This window comes from Streptomyces sp. NPDC020917 (assembly GCF_044333795.1).
Taxonomy (GTDB): domain Bacteria; phylum Actinomycetota; class Actinomycetes; order Streptomycetales; family Streptomycetaceae; genus Actinacidiphila.
Window position 1 is genome coordinate 156,135 of record NZ_JBIRRR010000006.1, and the last position, 15,567, is coordinate 171,701.

The 15,567-nt window shown below is 71.4% G+C and carries 16 protein-coding genes and 1 pseudogene; 11 read left to right on the top strand and 6 right to left on the bottom strand.

Annotated elements, in window-relative coordinates; genetic code table 11:
* The first annotated feature begins 1 nt into the window (after position 1).
* From ACH4TG_RS15425 to ACH4TG_RS15455, 7 genes and pseudogenes are all read left to right on the top strand, one after another.
* Entirely contained in the window at positions 2 to 1,468 is a 1,467-nt protein-coding gene (locus ACH4TG_RS15425; RefSeq protein WP_398242769.1) for a sulfatase-like hydrolase/transferase, read from the top strand.
* Positions 1,469 to 1,589: 121 nt separating this feature from the next.
* Entirely contained in the window at positions 1,590 to 2,558 is a 969-nt protein-coding gene (locus ACH4TG_RS15430; RefSeq protein ID WP_398242770.1) for a formylglycine-generating enzyme family protein, read from the top strand.
* A gap of 244 nt (positions 2,559 to 2,802) precedes the next feature.
* A pseudogene (locus ACH4TG_RS15435) lies at positions 2,803 to 3,642 on the top strand (hypothetical protein).
* Positions 3,639 to 5,132 (top strand): sulfatase-like hydrolase/transferase, encoded by a 1,494-nt coding sequence (locus ACH4TG_RS15440; RefSeq protein ID WP_398242771.1) that lies wholly within the window; start codon positions 3,639 to 3,641, stop codon positions 5,130 to 5,132. The pseudogene ACH4TG_RS15435 and the gene ACH4TG_RS15440 overlap by 4 nt, the downstream one beginning before the upstream one ends.
* Positions 5,129 to 5,788 (top strand): N-acetylmuramoyl-L-alanine amidase, encoded by a 660-nt coding sequence (locus ACH4TG_RS15445; RefSeq protein ID WP_398242772.1) that lies wholly within the window; start codon positions 5,129 to 5,131, stop codon positions 5,786 to 5,788. Before ACH4TG_RS15440 ends, ACH4TG_RS15445 begins: the two co-directional genes overlap by 4 nt.
* A gap of 167 nt (positions 5,789 to 5,955) precedes the next feature.
* Positions 5,956 to 6,276 carry a carboxymuconolactone decarboxylase family protein gene (locus tag ACH4TG_RS15450; RefSeq protein WP_398242773.1) on the top strand — a complete coding sequence of 107 codons (321 nt, stop codon included), beginning with the start codon at positions 5,956 to 5,958 and terminating at the stop codon, positions 6,274 to 6,276.
* 255 nt (positions 6,277 to 6,531) lie between these two features.
* On the top strand, positions 6,532 to 7,383 hold the full coding sequence (locus tag ACH4TG_RS15455; protein ID WP_398242774.1) for a hypothetical protein: 852 nt from the start codon (positions 6,532 to 6,534) through the stop codon (positions 7,381 to 7,383).
* A 55-nt stretch (positions 7,384 to 7,438) separates the two neighbouring features.
* Here the strand turns inward: ACH4TG_RS15455 and ACH4TG_RS15460 are convergent, their stop codons facing one another.
* Entirely contained in the window at positions 7,439 to 7,963 is a 525-nt protein-coding gene (locus ACH4TG_RS15460) for a hypothetical protein (protein ID WP_398242775.1), read from the bottom strand.
* A 448-nt stretch (positions 7,964 to 8,411) separates the two neighbouring features.
* Between ACH4TG_RS15460 and ACH4TG_RS15465 the strand changes: the two genes are divergently transcribed.
* The 3 genes from ACH4TG_RS15465 (at position 8,412) to ACH4TG_RS15475 (ending at position 10,396) form a co-directional block, all read left to right on the top strand.
* Positions 8,412 to 8,726, top strand: coding sequence for a hypothetical protein (locus ACH4TG_RS15465; RefSeq protein ID WP_398242776.1), 315 nt, complete (start codon positions 8,412 to 8,414; stop codon positions 8,724 to 8,726).
* Positions 8,727 to 8,868: 142 nt separating this feature from the next.
* Entirely contained in the window at positions 8,869 to 9,876 is a 1,008-nt protein-coding gene (locus ACH4TG_RS15470; protein ID WP_398242777.1) for a hypothetical protein, read from the top strand.
* A 112-nt stretch (positions 9,877 to 9,988) separates the two neighbouring features.
* Positions 9,989 to 10,396, top strand: a complete 408-nt coding sequence (locus tag ACH4TG_RS15475; protein ID WP_398242778.1) for a hypothetical protein — start codon at positions 9,989 to 9,991, stop codon at positions 10,394 to 10,396.
* Positions 10,397 to 10,483: 87 nt separating this feature from the next.
* On the opposite strand, the gene ACH4TG_RS15480 is transcribed toward ACH4TG_RS15475, so the two are convergent.
* Positions 10,484 to 11,200, bottom strand: a complete 717-nt coding sequence (locus ACH4TG_RS15480) for a hypothetical protein (RefSeq protein ID WP_398242779.1) — start codon at positions 11,198 to 11,200, stop codon at positions 10,484 to 10,486.
* A gap of 234 nt (positions 11,201 to 11,434) precedes the next feature.
* Between ACH4TG_RS15480 and ACH4TG_RS15485 the strand changes: the two genes are divergently transcribed.
* Positions 11,435 to 12,139, top strand: a complete 705-nt coding sequence (locus ACH4TG_RS15485) for a hypothetical protein (RefSeq protein WP_398242780.1) — start codon at positions 11,435 to 11,437, stop codon at positions 12,137 to 12,139.
* 38 nt (positions 12,140 to 12,177) lie between these two features.
* On the opposite strand, the gene ACH4TG_RS15490 is transcribed toward ACH4TG_RS15485, so the two are convergent.
* The 4 genes from ACH4TG_RS15490 to ACH4TG_RS15505 all read right to left on the bottom strand — a co-directional run bounded on the left by ACH4TG_RS15490 (position 12,178) and on the right by ACH4TG_RS15505 (position 15,549).
* Positions 12,178 to 13,050 carry an ABC transporter permease gene (locus ACH4TG_RS15490; RefSeq protein WP_398242781.1) on the bottom strand — a complete coding sequence of 291 codons (873 nt, stop codon included), beginning with the start codon at positions 13,048 to 13,050 and terminating at the stop codon, positions 12,178 to 12,180.
* A complete protein-coding gene (locus ACH4TG_RS15495; protein ID WP_398243047.1) occupies positions 13,010 to 13,831 on the bottom strand; it encodes an ATP-binding cassette domain-containing protein in 822 nt (273 codons plus the stop codon). The genes ACH4TG_RS15490 and ACH4TG_RS15495 overlap by 41 nt, the downstream gene beginning before the upstream one ends.
* Positions 13,832 to 13,923: 92 nt before the next feature.
* The gene (locus tag ACH4TG_RS15500; RefSeq protein ID WP_398242782.1) at positions 13,924 to 14,379 is read right to left on the bottom strand and encodes a MarR family winged helix-turn-helix transcriptional regulator; all 456 of its coding nucleotides are present in this window, start codon (positions 14,377 to 14,379) and stop codon (positions 13,924 to 13,926) included.
* Positions 14,380 to 14,517: 138 nt separating this feature from the next.
* On the bottom strand, positions 14,518 to 15,549 hold the full coding sequence (locus tag ACH4TG_RS15505) for a TrmB family transcriptional regulator (protein ID WP_398242783.1): 1,032 nt from the start codon (positions 15,547 to 15,549) through the stop codon (positions 14,518 to 14,520).
* Positions 15,550 to 15,567 lie beyond the last annotated feature (18 nt).

Consider the following 15,567-nt stretch of genomic DNA (forward strand, 5'->3'; position numbering starts at 1 on the left):
CATGACCGACCAGCACCGGACGGACACCCTCGGCGCGTACGGCAACCCCATGGGGCACACCCCCGTGCTCGACGAACTCGCCGCCACCGGAACCCGTTTCGACCGCTGGTACACCCCCACGGCGATCTGCACTCCGGCCCGGGCCAGCCTGCTGACCGGACAAGCACCCTTCCGCCACAAGGTGCTGGCCAACCACGAGCGCAACGTCGGCTACCTGGAGGACCTGCCCGCCGGCCAGTTCACCTTCTCCCGGGCGCTGCGGGACGGCGGCTACAACTGCGGCCTGTTCGGCAAGTGGCACGCGGGGAACCTGCGGACCGCCGCCGACTACGGCTTCGACGGCCCCGACCTGCCGGGCTGGCACAACCCGGTGGACAACCCCGACTACCTCGCCTACCTCGCCGAGCGCGGGCTGCCGCCGTACCGGATCAGCGACCGGGTCCGCGGCACCCTGCCCAACGGCGGCCCCGGCAACCTGCTGGCCGCCAGGCTGCACCAGCCGGTCGAGGCGACCTTCGAGCACTACCTGGCCACCCGCGCCATCGAGCAACTCGAGGAGTACGCGGCCGACTTCCACCAAAGGGAGCAGCCGTTCTTCCTCGCGCTGCACTTCTTCGGGCCGCACCTGCCGTACATCCTCCCCGACGAGTACTTCGACCTCGTCGACCCCGCGGACGTCGAACTTCCGCGGTCCATCGCGGAGACCTTCGAGGGCAAGCCGCCGGTCCAGCGCAACTACAGCGCGCACTGGACGTTCGACACGATGCCGATCGAGACGACCCGCAAGCTCATCGCGGTCTACTGGGGCTACGTGGCGCTGATCGACCGGCAGATCGGCCGGGTCATGGCGGCCATGGAACGGCTCGGCCTGGTGGACGACACGGCGGTGTTCTTCACCTGCGACCACGGCGAGTTCACCGGTTCGCACCGGCTGCACGACAAGGGTCCCGCGATGTACGAGGACACCTACCGGACGCCGGGGCTGCTGCGCGTCCCCGGCGCTCCCGGCGGCGTCGTGCGCTCGGAGTTCGTCAGCCTGCTCGACTGCACCGCGACCATCCTCGAACTGGCGGGCCTCGACCCGAAGCCCGCGGTCGACTCGCGCAGCCTGCTGCCGCTGGCACGCGGCGAGGACGTGGAGTGGAGCGACGACATCGTCTGCGAGTTCCACGGCCACCACTTCCCTTACCCGCAGCGCATGTTGCGCGAGGACCGGTACAAGCTCGTGGTCAATCCGGACTCGGTCAACGAGCTGTACGACCTGCGGACCGATCCGGACGAGCTGCAGAACGTGTACGGCCATCCGGAGCAGGCGGAGGTCCGCTCGCGGATGATGCGCCGCCTGTACTCCGTGCTGCGGGAACGCGGCGACAACTTCTACCACTGGATGACGTCGATGTACGACGTCGGCGAGGTGGGTCACGACCCGACGCTGAGCGGGCTCGACGAGTCGACCTACCAGAAGTAGCGGGCGGCGCGGGCCGGAGCCGCGGTGCGCCGGTCCGGCCCGGCCCGCCCGGCCGTTCGCCGGTGGCCCGCGGAGGGGGCGGGCCGCCGGCCGGCGGCACCCGAGGCGAGGGGACGGACCCATGACACGCGAACACGGCTCCTGCTGCGCCCCGGGGGCAGCCGCTCCACCGGCCGTCACCTCACCGGTGCCGGCGGCGCCGGGCCCGGTCGCCGCCGGCCGCTCCACCCGCGGCCAGATCCGGCTGGACGGCGGCGAGTTCGCGATGGGTGACGCCTTCGGCGAGGGCTACCGGGCCGACGGCGAGACTCCCGTCCACCCGGTACGCCTGCCGCCCTTCCACATCGACGAGACCGCCGTGACCAACGCCCGGTTCGCCACGTTCGTGAAGGCGACGGGCCATGTGACGGACGCGGAGCGCTACGGCTCGTCCGCGGTGTTCCACCTCGTGGTCGCCGCCCCCTCCGCGGACATCCTGGGCTCGGCGGCCGGGACTCCGTGGTGGATCAACGTCCGGGGCGCCTGCTGGCGCCGTCCCGAGGGCGCGCGTTCCGGGATCGCCGAGCGGCAGAACCACCCGGTGGTCCACGTCTCGTGGAACGACGCCGCGGCGTACGCGCGGTGGGCGGGCAAGCGCCTTCCCACCGAGGCCGAATGGGAGTACGCCGCGCGCGGCGGCCTGGCCGGCCGGCGCTATGCCTGGGGTGACGAGCTCACCCCAGGCGGCCGGTGGCGCTGCAACATCTGGCAGGGGGACTTCCCCCACCACACCACCGCCGAGGACGGCTGTCCGGGCACCGCTCCGGTCCGGGCCTACCGCCCCAACGGCTACGGCCTGTGGAACACCGCCGGCAACGTCTGGGAATGGTGCTCCGACTGGTTCTCACCCTCCTACTACGCCGAATCGCCCCCGGTGGACCCGCAGGGCCCGGAATCGGGAGAAACGCGGGTGCTGCGCGGCGGTTCCTATCTGTGCCACGACTCCTACTGCAATCGCTACCGGGTCGCCGCCCGCTCCTCCAACACACCGGAGTCGTCCTCCGGGAATCTCGGTTTCCGCTGCGCCAACGACGCTTCTCCCACCGGGTGATGGGCACCGGAACCGGTCCGGACAATATCTCCGACCCATTGACGAAAAACAGTTCGCCGGGCCGATCCGGATTAATTCCCCGGCCTGTTGACGAATATCCGCGAGCTTTCGCATGCTGGGCTCAGCACCATTCAGAGAAGGCGTATCGAATCCGCTGGGCGTGAAAGCGCGAAGGAGAGTGCGATCCATGAGCACCGGTTCACCGAACGGGTCCCCCATCGGCCGGCGGGCGCTGCTGTCCGGGATGGCCAGGACGGCCGGTGCGGCAGGTGCGGCCGGTGCGGCCGGTCTCGCCGGTGCGCTGGGCCCGGCGGCGCGGGCGGCCGCAGCATCCCGCGCGGCTCCCGCGGCTCCCCCGGCTCTGGCCGCTTCCCCGTCGGGCGGGCGCTACCCGTCGAACTGGCCCGACCTTCAGCCCTACGGTCTGGCGGACACCCGCACGGACCTGTGGCCCCGGGAGGACAACTCCTTCGTCCTGCCGCTCGAACCGCGCCCGCGCGACGAGGAGCTGGGCCGGGTCTGGATGCGCGACTTCTACGTCAACTGCTTCAGGATCGCGGGCCGCCGCCCGCTCTACGTCGCCACCGGCACCACCCGCGTCCCCGGCCTCGACACGGCCGGCCCCTGGAACGACGGGATCTTCGTCTGGACCGCCCCCTCGCTGCGCCCGAGCCCTACCTGGAGGGCGTGTACGTCTTCAAGCACGGCGGCAAGTACTTCCTGCTGCAGGCCGCGTGGGACCGCACCTCGAAGGCGGCCGACGGCAGCACCCGGTACGCCTACGACACGGCCGCCCCCGGCCGTACCCAGTACCAGTACGACACGGTCGCCGCCGTCGCCGACCGCCTCGAGGGCCCGTACTCCCACCGCTGGCCCCTGGGGGTGGGCGCCGGCCACACCAACGTCTTCGCGGACGCCGGCGGCCGGTTGTGGGCGACCTTCTTCCGCAACCCGAACTTCGGCTACTGGGCCGACCCGGCGCGGATCGCCGACGCCGCGGTGCCCGGCGTGGACCGGTCCGCAGGGCGACCGCCTGTACGTCCAGCGCCAGAGCCGGGGCCTCCACCTGGAAGGAACACTGTGACCTGCCCGACCGCTCCGAACATCGTCTTCGCGATGTCCGACCAGGTCCGCGCCGACTTCACCAAGGGCGTGGGCTTCCCCCTCGACACGATGCCGTTCCTGGACTCCCTCGCCGCCCAGGGCACCCGCTTCCGCCGCGCGTACACCACCGCACCGGCCTGCGTCCCCGCACGGACCAGCCTGCTCACCGGCAGGTGGCCCAGCACCCACCGCATCCGGCAGAACTCCAACACCGGCCCGGCGCTGGTGTCGCGCGGCGACGACCTGGTCGACGTGCTGCGCGGTGCCGGCTACCAGCTGTTCTACTCCGGCAAGACGCACATGTACCGGAACAAGCCGGCGGAGTACGACGCCTTCTCCGAGTACGGGCACACGAAGGGGCCGGACACCACCACCGAGCAGCGGGCCTTCACCGCCTGGCTGAACTCCATCGACATGGGCCCGACGACCGCGCCCACCCCGTTCCCCGCGGAGCAGCAGTACCCGTACCGGATCGTCTCGGACGCCATCGCGCAGATAGACGCCCGGGACCCCGCCAAGCCGTTCTTCGCGTTCGTCTCCACGCCCGAGCCGCACAACCCGTACCAGGTGTCGGAGCCGTACTTCTCGATGTTCGGCGAGGACACGATCCCCGACCGGGTCTCCGGTCCTGCGGACGCGGAGGCCAAGGGCGGCGCCTACAAGTGGCTGCGCGACCTGGTGGAGGAGAAGCGGCCCGGCTACGACGGCATCTGGCGCCGCTACCTGGCCACCTACTGCGGCATGCTCCGCCTCATCGACGACCAGTGGCGCCGGCTCGTCGACCATCTGAAGGAGCAGGGCCTGTACGAGAACACCCTGCTGATCTTCCTCGCCGACCACGGCGACTACACCGCCGAGTACGGCCTGCAGCGCAAGGGCGCCGGCATCCCCGAGGTCCTGGCGCACATCCCGATGATCGTGCACGGCTGCGGCGTCCAGGCCCGGGACAACAGCACGGACTTCGTCTCGATCGCCGACATCCTGCCCACCGTGTGCGAGGCGATCGGCCGGCCCATCCCGCTGGGCGTCCAGGGCCGCAGCCTGTGGCAGATGCTCACCGGTGCCGACTACCCGGCCGCGGAGTTCGCCGACATCGTCACCGAGCGCGGCTTCGGCGGCCTGCCCTATCCCGACGACGCCCGGCCGCCGCTGCACTTCCCCTACGAGGGCACCCGGTACGACGAGCTGAACAGCGTCACCCAGAGCGGTTCGTCGCGGATGCTCCGGCACGACCGCTGGAAGCTGTACGAGCACGTCGGCGACGCCGGTGAGCTGTACGACGTGGAGAAGGACCCGATGGAGCTGCACAACCGCTGGGACGACCCGAGCCTGCGCAAGGTGAAGGCCGACCTCACGCAGCGGTTGCAGCGCTGGTCGGTCCGCCTCACCGACGACCTGCCCAAGGGCGTCTACGAGCCCCTGCTCGCCCGGCACAACTGGTACCGGACCGCGGAGGAGGACCGAGCATGACCGCACCGGTCCCCCGTAGCGGCGGCGACCGGCAGGCCCCGCCGTCCCGCCGTACGGTCCTGCGCGGCGCCGCCGCCGTCACCCTCGCGCCGGCCGCCGCCACGGCACTCACCGCCGGACCCGCCTCGGCGGCCGGCACCGGCCCTTCCGCCGCCACCGTCGACCACCCGGGCGCGCAGTGGCTGCCCGCCGATCCCGCCAACTACCGCACCGCGCGGCGCCCTCGGAGCCACCCGGTCGAATCCGTGGTCGTCCACGTCACCCAGGAGCACTTCGCCGACGCCGTCGCGCTCTTCCAGAGCCCCGGCCGGAGGACCTCGGCCCACTATCTGGTGGGCTCGGCGGACGGCCGCATCGCCCAGTGCGTACGGGAGAAGGACGTCGCCTGGCACACCGGCAGTCCCGACGACGACGCCCGCAGCATCGGCATCACGCACGAGGGCTGGGTCGACTCCACCGCCTGGTTCACCGAGGCGATGTACGCGTCGTCCGCGGCGCTCACCGCGGCGGTGTGCGCGCGCCATGCGATCCCCCTGGACCGGGCCCACATCCGGGGTCACCACGAGGTGCCCGGCACCACCTGCACCGACCCCGGCGCCAACTGGGACTGGGACCGCTACCTCGATCTGGTGCGGAGGGCGGTCGTCGCACGGTGATCGCCGAGGGGTGCCCGCCGGAAGGTGGGACGGGCGGCGAGGGGCCACGGAATGCGTGCGCGCGGACCTTGGACTTACCGTGGAAGGGCACGTTGATGGCGCGTTGCCGGCCGACATGTGCGCCGATGGTGCATGCGGCCGCGAACCGCAGAAGAGGTGACTCCACCATGGCCACTCCCACGGGTACCCCTGTGCTCGACACCCTCGCCGCCATGACGATCGACTCGATCGAACGTTGTGGCCTGGACGACCGTACGCTCATCCTCACCCGCATCGCGGCCCTGGCCGCGATGGACGCCCCGGCGATCTCCTACAGCGCCCACCTCGGTCCCGCCATGGAGAGCGGCCTGACCTCCGAGAACCTGCAGGACGTGCTGGTGGCGATCGCCCCGGTCGTCGGCACCGCGCGGGTGATGGCGGCCGCGGGCAACATGACCGAGGCGCTGGGGATCGCCATCGCGGTGGCGGAAGAGGAGTCCGCGACTTGACCGCCCGGCCCGCCTGCCCTGTCCGGCGGACAGGCGGGCGGGCCCGGACCGCCCCCGCGACGGTCCCCGGCACTGCTGCATGCGGAGGGTTCCCGCCGCGTGTCCCGTGTCGCCCCCGGCGGGGTGGCGGGCGTCCCCTAGGCTGATGCGCCCCGACAGGATCCGCAGGGCACGGAGGACAGGACGGCCGGCATCAACCGCGAACGCCTGCTCAGGAAGCTGACGTTCTGGCTGCGTCCGACCTTCGTGCTGCGCGTGATCAACCGCTTCCAGAAGATCGTGGGCTTCGACCGCTCGATGGCGCTGGCCTCCAGCGCGCTCACCGGGCTCGCGCCGCTCCTGATCCTGAGCAGCGCGGTGCTCGGCGGGGACATCGCCGACCAGGTCATCCAGCGCTACGGGCTCACCGGGGGCGGCGCGGACGCCGTCAGGGCGGTGTTCTCCGGCGAGGGCGCCAGCGCGGGGGTGAGCGTCTTCAGCGTGATCTTCCTGGCGATCTCGACGCTGAGCTTCGCGCGGGCCGCCCAGCGGCTGTTCGAGCAGAACTGGGAGCTCAAGCCGCTGAGCGTGCGCAACACCCGGAACAGCCTCGGGTGGATCGTCAGCCTCGCCTGCTACGCGGCGGCCACCGGCGCGCTCGTCGCCGCCCTGGGCCGGGGCCGGCTCGGGCTGGTGGCCGCGGCGTGCGAAGCGCCCCTGACGGGGGCCTTTCTCATCTGGAGCGGCTGGATCCTCTCGGCGAGGCGGCTCACCGTGCGGTCCCTGCTCCCCTTCGGGATCACCGCGGGCGTCCTCACCGCGGCCTACTCCGTGGCCGCGACCGTGTACCTCCCGACGCTCTTCAACTCCCAGGCCTCGCGCTACGGCGCGGCCGGCGCGGTCTTCGGAACCGTGTCGGCGCTGTTCGGCGCCATGCTCGTCATCGTCGTGTCGGCGGCGCTGGGCCGGGAGGTCCGCGACGAACTCGACCGCATCCGCCAGGGCCGGCGCCCGTCCGACGACGAGGTGCGCCGGCAGTGGGACAGCATCGTCGAACAGACCCGTTCGCGCTGGCGCGCCAACCGGAAGCAGGGCGGCCGCAAGAAGGCCGAGGACCGGGGGAACTGACGGGAGCGAGCGCGGGCGGCGGGGGCGGTCGGGCGGGAGCTTGCGCGGGCGGAAGTCAGTGTGCCAGCGCGGCCTTCGCGGCCACGATGATCAGGCCGAGCAGCAGGTTGGCGATGCCCTCGCCGACGGCGAACCGGCGGGACGCGCCCGCGCGGACCGCGCCGAGGGTCGCCCAGGCGACCTGCTGGGCGGTGGCGACGCCGAGTGCCAGCCAGGCGGTGCCCGGCAGGCCGAGGCCGAACAGCGGGCTGATCGCCACCGCCACCGCGGGCAGCACCGCCGCTTCCACGATGGACCACTCGTGCCCGGCGACGCGCCGCATCTCCCGGCGGTCGACCGGCCTGCCGAGGATGCGCTCGCCGGCGAGGTGCGCGTACACGTGCGCCACCCAGAAGACCAGGCCGGTGACCAGCAGCAGCACGATCAGCTGGAGCCGCGGGAAGTCGCCGACCGCGCCTGCGGTGGCCACGACGGACGCCGCGAGCAGCGACCCGTAGACCGCGCCCGCGTAGTCCGTCCGACCAGGGTGACCCCCCTCATCGCCCCCGGGCTGCCTCCCGGGAACCGGCGCACTCGTCATCGCCCCACCATAAAGGGACAAACCAGGCCCACCGGTGAGCGCCGCGAGCCCCTGGAGGCCTGTACGGATGCGGACGTCTCGGCTCAGTCGCCGGTCACCGTGATGAGCAGCGTTTACCGGCACGTTCGCAATGCGCCCTAGATGCGTTGACCTGCAAAGTTGTTGACGCGCCTGATGGGTGGCCGGCCGCCGAGTGCGGTCTGGCCGCGGTGGTGGTTGCAGGTCGGCAATCGCCCGAGGGGCGCTCCGGAGGCCGAGGGGCGCGGGGAAGTACGCGACTGCCGGGACGGCCGCGTCCTGGGATTGCACCAGCGATCAACTCCTGTGCGCTCGGTGCCGATGACTGACGGCAGGGGCCGCGGGACACTCGGCTGACTCGGCCCGGGAGCCGAGGAGGAGAGCACGAGCGTGAGCTGACGGGATGACTCTCCGGGAGGGACGGTGGCCTGTGGCGCATCCACGTAAAGACGTCAGGTACAACTTCGCTGCTGCGGAAGACCTCAGCTGGGCTCTGAAGTACCTCAGCACCAGGCTGCACGACGTGGCCAGGCTTCGTTCGAAGTTGCGGGCGGCAGACCTTGATTGCCCTGACATGCCGCCCGCATCGGTGCCCTGGCGTGGGCAGAACTGGAATGACTTTCGAGATCACTTCGATGCGGAGCAAGCCGCGCTCGCGCACTTCGCCACAGAGGCGATGAGATTGAAGTCTCAGGTCGATGCGGCGACGGAATCGGCCCTCAGGGCCCGCTCTGAAAAACATTGAGAGGCGCGCAATGGGACACGCCTCTGCCACGCCTGAAAAGTTGCTTGAGTACTCGGTCCAGGCCACCAGTGCTATCGGAGAGTTGGCGGCATGGGTCCGAGGAGCCTTCAACCAGTACATCGTCGCATACCAGACTGGGGCTGTGGACTTCGGGAACGACATCTATGGATTGACCGGTTCTCATCGCCAGTCGGACACGATTGGCATCGAAGTGAGCAGCCTGCTGAGTCGGATCTACGAGACCGACCGGCACGTGACGGTCGTCGGAAATGCTTTCGCGCTGGCCGGTGGGCATTTCCGCCTGGTGCTCCCGGCCCGCTCGGTCGGCCCGGTCCTCACCTCGGACGTGGCCGTCCAGGCGCAGGAGGCAAATGCGCTGGCCGCGGCGACGCCGACATCGGTTGAAGGCATTCCCGGCACTGTTGCCACGTTGAGCGAGCCCGACAAGTCGCTCTCCGGCGACCGGTTGCTTACGTATGGTGGCCAGGACTATCGGATCAGTGACCGCGAGATCAATACGAATCCGTCCGAGAGAGAAGTGCTCGACTACCTGAACAATGGCCTCAAGGTCGATGGCAAGTATGCGGAGAACGGTGGCGACGGAGTTCAGTATCTCCCCGTGCTGCGGCGACCCGGCGCTCGCACGGCCGACTTGGTGCGGGTGAGATGGGAGGGAGGAAGAATCGTCGAGGTGACGAGGGTCGATATCGTCACCCGTGCCAACGCCAACATCAATGGCGCGATCATGCGGCTCAAAGACAAGGCGGGTCAGCTTGCCGGGAAGTCGAGGCAGGCGGATGCGGCGGTGCTCAACCTGAAGGGCTTGAGCGCCGAGGAGGCCAACAAGATTCTGGACGAGGCCCGTAGGCAGGGTGTCGATCTTGATGGAGTGCGGGCCATTCGCATGGACGGTGATCACTCCTATGACATAACCGAGGCGCTCAAGAGCGGTGGATCGCGCCTTTCTGACGTCGATCCGGTTGTCGGCGCCGGGGGCGGCGGGAGCCGGGACGGTCCGCCCGGCGATGGCGGCAGGACGAGACGCAACCCTGAGGACGGAGGGTTCCCCAGGGGTGTTCCTGAACCGGTGGAACCCGGGGAGCCGGTTGATCCGATCGAGCCCATCGATCCCATTGAGCCCATTGAATGAGCGCGATATGATCCATGGTCGTTCGTGGCGTTGGAGGATTGAATCTTTGAGTATCAAATGCTCTTGCGGGAACTTGTTGAGCGACTCAGGTGGCCCTGGTGAGCAGTTCCGGATGGTCCCTGACGAGCTCTTTGACCTGATCGCCTTTCCCGATGATTCTGATGTGGCGTCCGTAGAACGTCAGCAGGCCATCGAGAAGTCCTTTTCGTCGATCTGGCTCTGTGACAACTGCGGTCGGCTGCTCCGGGAGACCGAGGACGGCGTTGTCGCCTCCTACGTGGCCGAGACGACACCCCCGCGCGTCTGGGCCGACTTCTCCGATCGCGACGCGCTGGGGCGTGTTCAGTTGCGCCATCCAAGGAGTGTGGCCGACATCAACCGCCAGAGACTCCTTCTGCATCCGCCGCTGCGCCTCGTCCTGTACGGCGAGTCCGGCGATGAATGTGCAGGCGAAGCAAACTTTGGCCTCGATGCCTCGGGAAATCCCGATGAAAGCCTGTGGGCTGTCACTCTTGATTGATGGCGTGAGCGTCAACTCATCGGCCCACAGCGGGAATTGACCGCCCCTGCGCTTTCCCGGAACGGGTGGGGCCGTGTGGGGGGCGGGTCAGTCGAGGTGGGCCAGGGCGTGTTTGGCCAGGGCTTCCGTGGCGAGGGTGGAGTCCGGGTCGAGGGCGAGGCTGCCGAGGAGGGTGACGGCGGCGGCGCGGTCGCCGTCACGGAGCAGCAGCGCCTTGTTGATCAGCAGCATGCCCAGGGTCTCCGGATCGGGGTCGCCTGCCAGACCCTGCTCCAGGGCCGCCCTCCGCTCGGCCGGATCGGTCAGCAGCGAGGACAGTTCCTTCCAGGCCGGGGGGAATCCCGGGTACCGCGCCACGATCCCCTGCAGCAGCCCGCGCTTACGGTCCGGGTCGCCCATCCACTCCAGTTGCATGAAGGCCTGGCTGAAGCCGTCGAAGAGTTCGCCCAGGCGTTCGCGTCGCAGCATGTCCAGGGTGGTCTTGCAGGTGAAGAAGCCGCGCGGGGCGAGCCGGTCGACCTGCGCGTACAGCTCCTCGGCGCGTGCGGTGTCGCCCTGCAGCAGTACGGTGAAGGCCGCGTCGTACAGCGGGTACGGCCACTGCGGGGCCAGTGCCTGTGCCCGGCCCAGCAGTTGCAGCGCCGACTCGTACGCGCCGCGCCCGCCCGCCTCCCTGCCCTGCTGATGCAGCAGCCGTGCCTCCGCCGGCACCGCGCCGCCCCCGACGATCTCCCACCGCACCCTGCCGGTGGTCCCGGCGAGATCCTCCTCGGTGAGCTCCCGCCCCTCGCCGTCCCTGAACACGATCCGTCCTGCCACTGCCGCCCCCCACCAGAGCCCGCCGCAACCGTCAGCGTGCGAGGCTACTCCGCGCAGCCGCGCCGTCCCCGGGCGGGCACCCCCGCCACCCTTGCCCGATCCGTCTCAACTGCCAGTTCCCCACGTCAGGTTGAGGAAGGCCGGAAACCTGGATCGGCGGCCCCGGGCGGCGCATGATGGGGAGCGCACGTCCCGTCAGAAGCGAGGTGCGGCATCGCGATGAAGCGCAGGAAGACACTCCTGTTGGCGGGGCTGGCCTCCGTGGGCGGCGCCGTGGGCGCGGGGCTGGCGCACAACCGCCGGCGGGAGCGCAGGGAACGGCTCTACGTCACGGTCTTCTGCGAGCCCGGCTACCTGGGCCGCAACAAGCGGCTGGCCTGGAACGGCGGTGAGCGCGAACTCGTCCCGCTCACCGAGGTGGAGTTGCCGCGCGTCGGCTCGATCAGGCTGGAGCGGCTGGTGTACCGCTTCAGGCCCGGGATACGGCTGCCGAGCATGTACTTCCTGCGGCACGCCGTCGCCGGCCGGCTTGGCCGCACGGACCCCGAGGACGCCGTCATCACCGGCGCCATCGCCATGAACCAGCTCGCCGGCATGTTCTCGATGGGCGAGTGGGAACGGGTCCCCACGGGCGAGGCGCGGTCGGGAGTGCGGCTCTGGGCCCGACGTCCCGGCTCCGCGCCGCCCGTCCCCGGCGAGGGCGGCGCGGAGCCTTCCGGCAAGGCCGGTTCAGGCGAGGCGACTTCGGGCGAGCAGGCTTCCGCGGAAACGGCATCCGGCGAGGCCGCTGCCGGTGAGCCGGCCGCTCCCGACGCCCGGCCCTGGCACGACGTCCTGGCCGACACCCCCGACCTCGGCTCCTGGAGCACCCGCACCCGCTACCTCGAACTCGGCCACCACGACGGCAGCGGCTCCCAGGGCTGACCGCCCGCCCCGCCCGCGACGGCGGCACCGCCTCCCGCTCACCGGGCCAGCCGCGGCAGGAGCGCGGAGGCCGCGGTGATGCCGAGGGCCGCCGCGACGACCAGCACCATGTAGTCCATCCCGAGGTGGGCGTGGGTGCCGAGGAGGAGACCGCGCAGGGCGTCGACCTGGTAGCTGAGGGGGTTGACCTTGCTGACGGCCTGCAGCCAGCCGGGCATCACGGAAACGGGATACAGGGCGTTGGACGCGAAGAAGAGCGGCATGGTGATGGCCTGGCCGATGCCCATCAGGCGGTCGCGGGTCAGGACGATCCCGGCGATCGACATCGACAGGCAGGAGAAGAAGGCGGAGCCCAGGATCACGGCCGCGGCGACCCCGAGCAGGCGCAGCGGGTTCCAGGTCAGGGCCACGCCCAGCACGGCGGCGATGGCGATCACCACGACGGCCTGGATCAGCGCCTTGACCCCCGCGGCGAACGCCTTCCCGGTGATGAGCGCGCTCCGCGGGGTGGGGGTGACCAGGAGCTTGGTGAGGATCCCGGCGTCACGCTCCCAGATGATCATGATGCCGTAGAAGATGGCGATGAACATCGCGGACTGGGCGATGATGCCCGGCGCGAGGTAGTCGATGTACGGGATGCCGCCGGTCGGGATGGCCCGGATACGCGTGAAGGTCTCGCCGAAGATCAGCAGCCACAGGGCGGGCTGCACGGCGCGGGTGTACAGCTCGGTGCGGTCGTGGCGCAGTTTCTGCAGTTCGACGGCGCACATCGCGCCCACCCTGGCCGCGACCACACGCCAGCCCCTGCGGGCGGGCGGCGCCGTCAGGAGCAGGCCGTACCGCTCCGCCGAGGTGTGCTCGGACGTGCCGTCAGCCGACACGGGACGCTGTGCGGCGGGTGCTGCGGACATCGCGGAAATCTCCTCCCTGGTCGTCCAGGCCGCTGCCGGCGACGTCCCGGAAGACGTCCTCCAGCGTGGTCGCCGCGTCTGCCCCGCCGGGCTCGCGGCGACGGCGCTCGCGCAGGTCGTCCCGCAGCTCCGCCGGCGTGCCCAGGGCGTGGATGCGGCCCCGGTGCATCAGCGCGACCCGGTCGCAGTACTGGTCGGCCTCGTCCATGTAGTGCGTGGTCACCAGGACGGTCATGCCGGTCGCGGACCGCACCGCGTTGATGTGCTCCCACACGCCGGTGCGGGCGATGGGGTCGAGGCCGATCGTCGGCTCGTCGAGGATCAGCAGGCGGGGCGCGCTGACCAGCGCCTGCGCGAGTTCGAGGCGCCGCACCATGCCGCCCGAGTACGTCTTCCCCAGCCGGTCCGCGGCGTCGGTGAGCCCGACCGCGTCCAGTGCCTGGGCGACGCGTTCGGCGCGCTCGCGGCGCGAGACGTCGAAGACCCGGGCGAACAGCGCCACGTTCTCGCGCCCGGTGAGGCCCGCGTCGGCGGACAGCTGCTGGGGGACGTAACCGAGCAGGCGGCGCACCGCCATGCGCTCCCTGGCCACGTCGTGGCCGAAGACCCGCACCATGCCCGCCGGCACGGACAGCAGCGTGGTGATGCAGCGGATCGCGGTGGTCTTGCCCGCGCCGTTGGGGCCGAGCAGCCCGAAGACCTCGCCCGGTACGACGGACAGATCCAGGCCGTCCACCGCCTTCGTGGTGCCGAAGGCGTACTCCAGCGCGCTGCAGGTCACCGCGTCCTGGCCGGCGGCAGTCGCGGCTCCGGGTGCTCCGGTCGCCGCGAGGGCTTCCGTGGCCTCGGTGGCTCCGCCACCGGGTGGCTCGCTCACCGCTCCTCCAGATCCTCGTGCAGGCCCGCCGACAGCCGGCGCAGCGCGGGAAGCGCGGCGGCCAGCGCCGCCTGGTCCTCGTCGGACAGCCGTGTGACCTGCTCCCGTACGAGCGCGCCCCGCCGCTCGTGCCAGTCCCGCAGCCGCGCCCGCGCCTGCGGGGTCGGCATCAGCCGCGCGGATCGCCGGTCGCCGGGGGCCGTCTCACGGCGCAGCAGCCCGCTCCCGGTGAGCTGGTTGACCAGGGTGGACACCGAGTTCCCGGCCAGGCCGAGCTGCCTGGCGGCCTCCGACACCCCGATCCCGGGGCTCTCCTCGACCAGCCGCAGCAGCTCCACCTGGGCCCCGCGCAGAGCGGGCGCCGGCGTCCCTCTTCGCAGGGTGCGCCGGATCTGCCGCTGGATGCCGGCCAGCACGTCCGCGAGGGTGTCGGGGAATTCCGCGGCCCTCATACCAGAAAGGTTAGCTCTGCGTACGATCCAATGGCACCCCACCGCCCGCACGGTTCGCCGATCCGACGGCCTGGAGACTTCGCCACCCCGCACGCACCTGCGCCCAGCAGCAGGGTTCCGGGCAGGGGTGCGGTGCGGCTACAGCCATCCTCGCTGGGCCGCCCGCACCCCGGCCTGGAAGCGGCCGGTACTGCCCAGCCGGTCCTGGAGGACCCGCACCCGGCGGCGCAGCGTCCGCACGCTGACGCCGCACTTCCGGGCGATGGCCTCGTCGGTCATCCCGGCGCCGAGCAGTTCCACCAACTCCTGGTCGCCCGGGCCGAGTCCGCCGTCCGGCGGCAGCCGGCGATCGGGGAGGCGGCCACGAAGGGGGGTGCTCTGCTTCCACAGGTCCTCGAACAGCGCCCGCAGCGCGTCGACCGGCGCGGAGCCGTACACCACCAGGGCGCGGTGGCCGTGCGCGCTGTCGCCGACGGCGAGCGGGAGCAGGGCCGAACGGCCGTCGATCAGCAGGAGTCTCAGCGGCGCCCCGGCCAGGACGCGGGCCTCCTCGCCGCCGGCGACCATCGCCGTCACGTGGGCCAGCCGGGCCGGGTCGTCGAGGACGGCCGCGGCGTACAGGGAGCGGACCCGCACGCCGCGGGCCAGCGCCTCCGCCCCGGCCCGCGCCAGGAGTTCCTGCTCCCCGACGTACGGGGGCGCCTGGATGCCGCACAGCTCCCGTTCGGCGCCGGCGACCAGTTCCTCGACGCGGCGTGCGACGGACGCGCCGCCCTGCACGACCTCCAGGGTGCCGTGGGGGCGGTGGTGCACCCGTCCCCGCTGGTACTCGGCGCCGAGCTCCTCGGCCAGGTCGCGGGCGGCGGCGGTGAACCGGGCCGCCTCCTCCTGACGGCGGCGTGCCAGGGAGCGCAGCGCCTCGTGCGGGTCGACCGGCTCCAGCCGGCCGGAACCCCGGACGGAGCGGCGCAGCAGCCCCTGCTGGAGGAGCCGCTGCGCCGCCCGCCGGACGCGCGCCGCCGGGGCGTCCAGCGCCGCGGCCCACCCCGGGGCGCCGGCGTCCGGGTGCCGCAGGGCCGCCAGGTACACCGCGCGGTCGAAGGGGGCCAGGCCGAGCGCCTGCCAGTCGGGAGCGGCAGCGCCTTCGTGCTGCCTCGTCGGTACGCTCACCTGACACCCCTTCGCTGT

What these genes read in the sequence shown, in the direction of transcription:
- ACH4TG_RS15425 (WP_398242769.1), top strand. Translation starts at nt 2, where the DNA reads ATGACCGACCAGCACCGGACGGACACCCTCGGCGCGTACGGCAACCCC.
- ACH4TG_RS15430 (WP_398242770.1), top strand. Translation starts at nt 1,590, where the DNA reads ATGACACGCGAACACGGCTCCTGCTGCGCCCCGGGGGCAGCCGCTCCA.
- ACH4TG_RS15445 (WP_398242772.1), top strand. Translation starts at nt 5,129, where the DNA reads ATGACCGCACCGGTCCCCCGTAGCGGCGGCGACCGGCAGGCCCCGCCG.
- ACH4TG_RS15450 (WP_398242773.1), top strand. Translation starts at nt 5,956, where the DNA reads ATGGCCACTCCCACGGGTACCCCTGTGCTCGACACCCTCGCCGCCATG.
- ACH4TG_RS15460 (WP_398242775.1), bottom strand. Translation starts at nt 7,963, where the DNA reads ATGACGAGTGCGCCGGTTCCCGGGAGGCAGCCCGGGGGCGATGAGGGG.
- ACH4TG_RS15475 (WP_398242778.1), top strand. Translation starts at nt 9,989, where the DNA reads ATGGTCCCTGACGAGCTCTTTGACCTGATCGCCTTTCCCGATGATTCT.
- ACH4TG_RS15485 (WP_398242780.1), top strand. Translation starts at nt 11,435, where the DNA reads ATGAAGCGCAGGAAGACACTCCTGTTGGCGGGGCTGGCCTCCGTGGGC.
- ACH4TG_RS15490 (WP_398242781.1), bottom strand. Translation starts at nt 13,050, where the DNA reads ATGTCCGCAGCACCCGCCGCACAGCGTCCCGTGTCGGCTGACGGCACG.
- ACH4TG_RS15500 (WP_398242782.1), bottom strand. Translation starts at nt 14,379, where the DNA reads ATGAGGGCCGCGGAATTCCCCGACACCCTCGCGGACGTGCTGGCCGGC.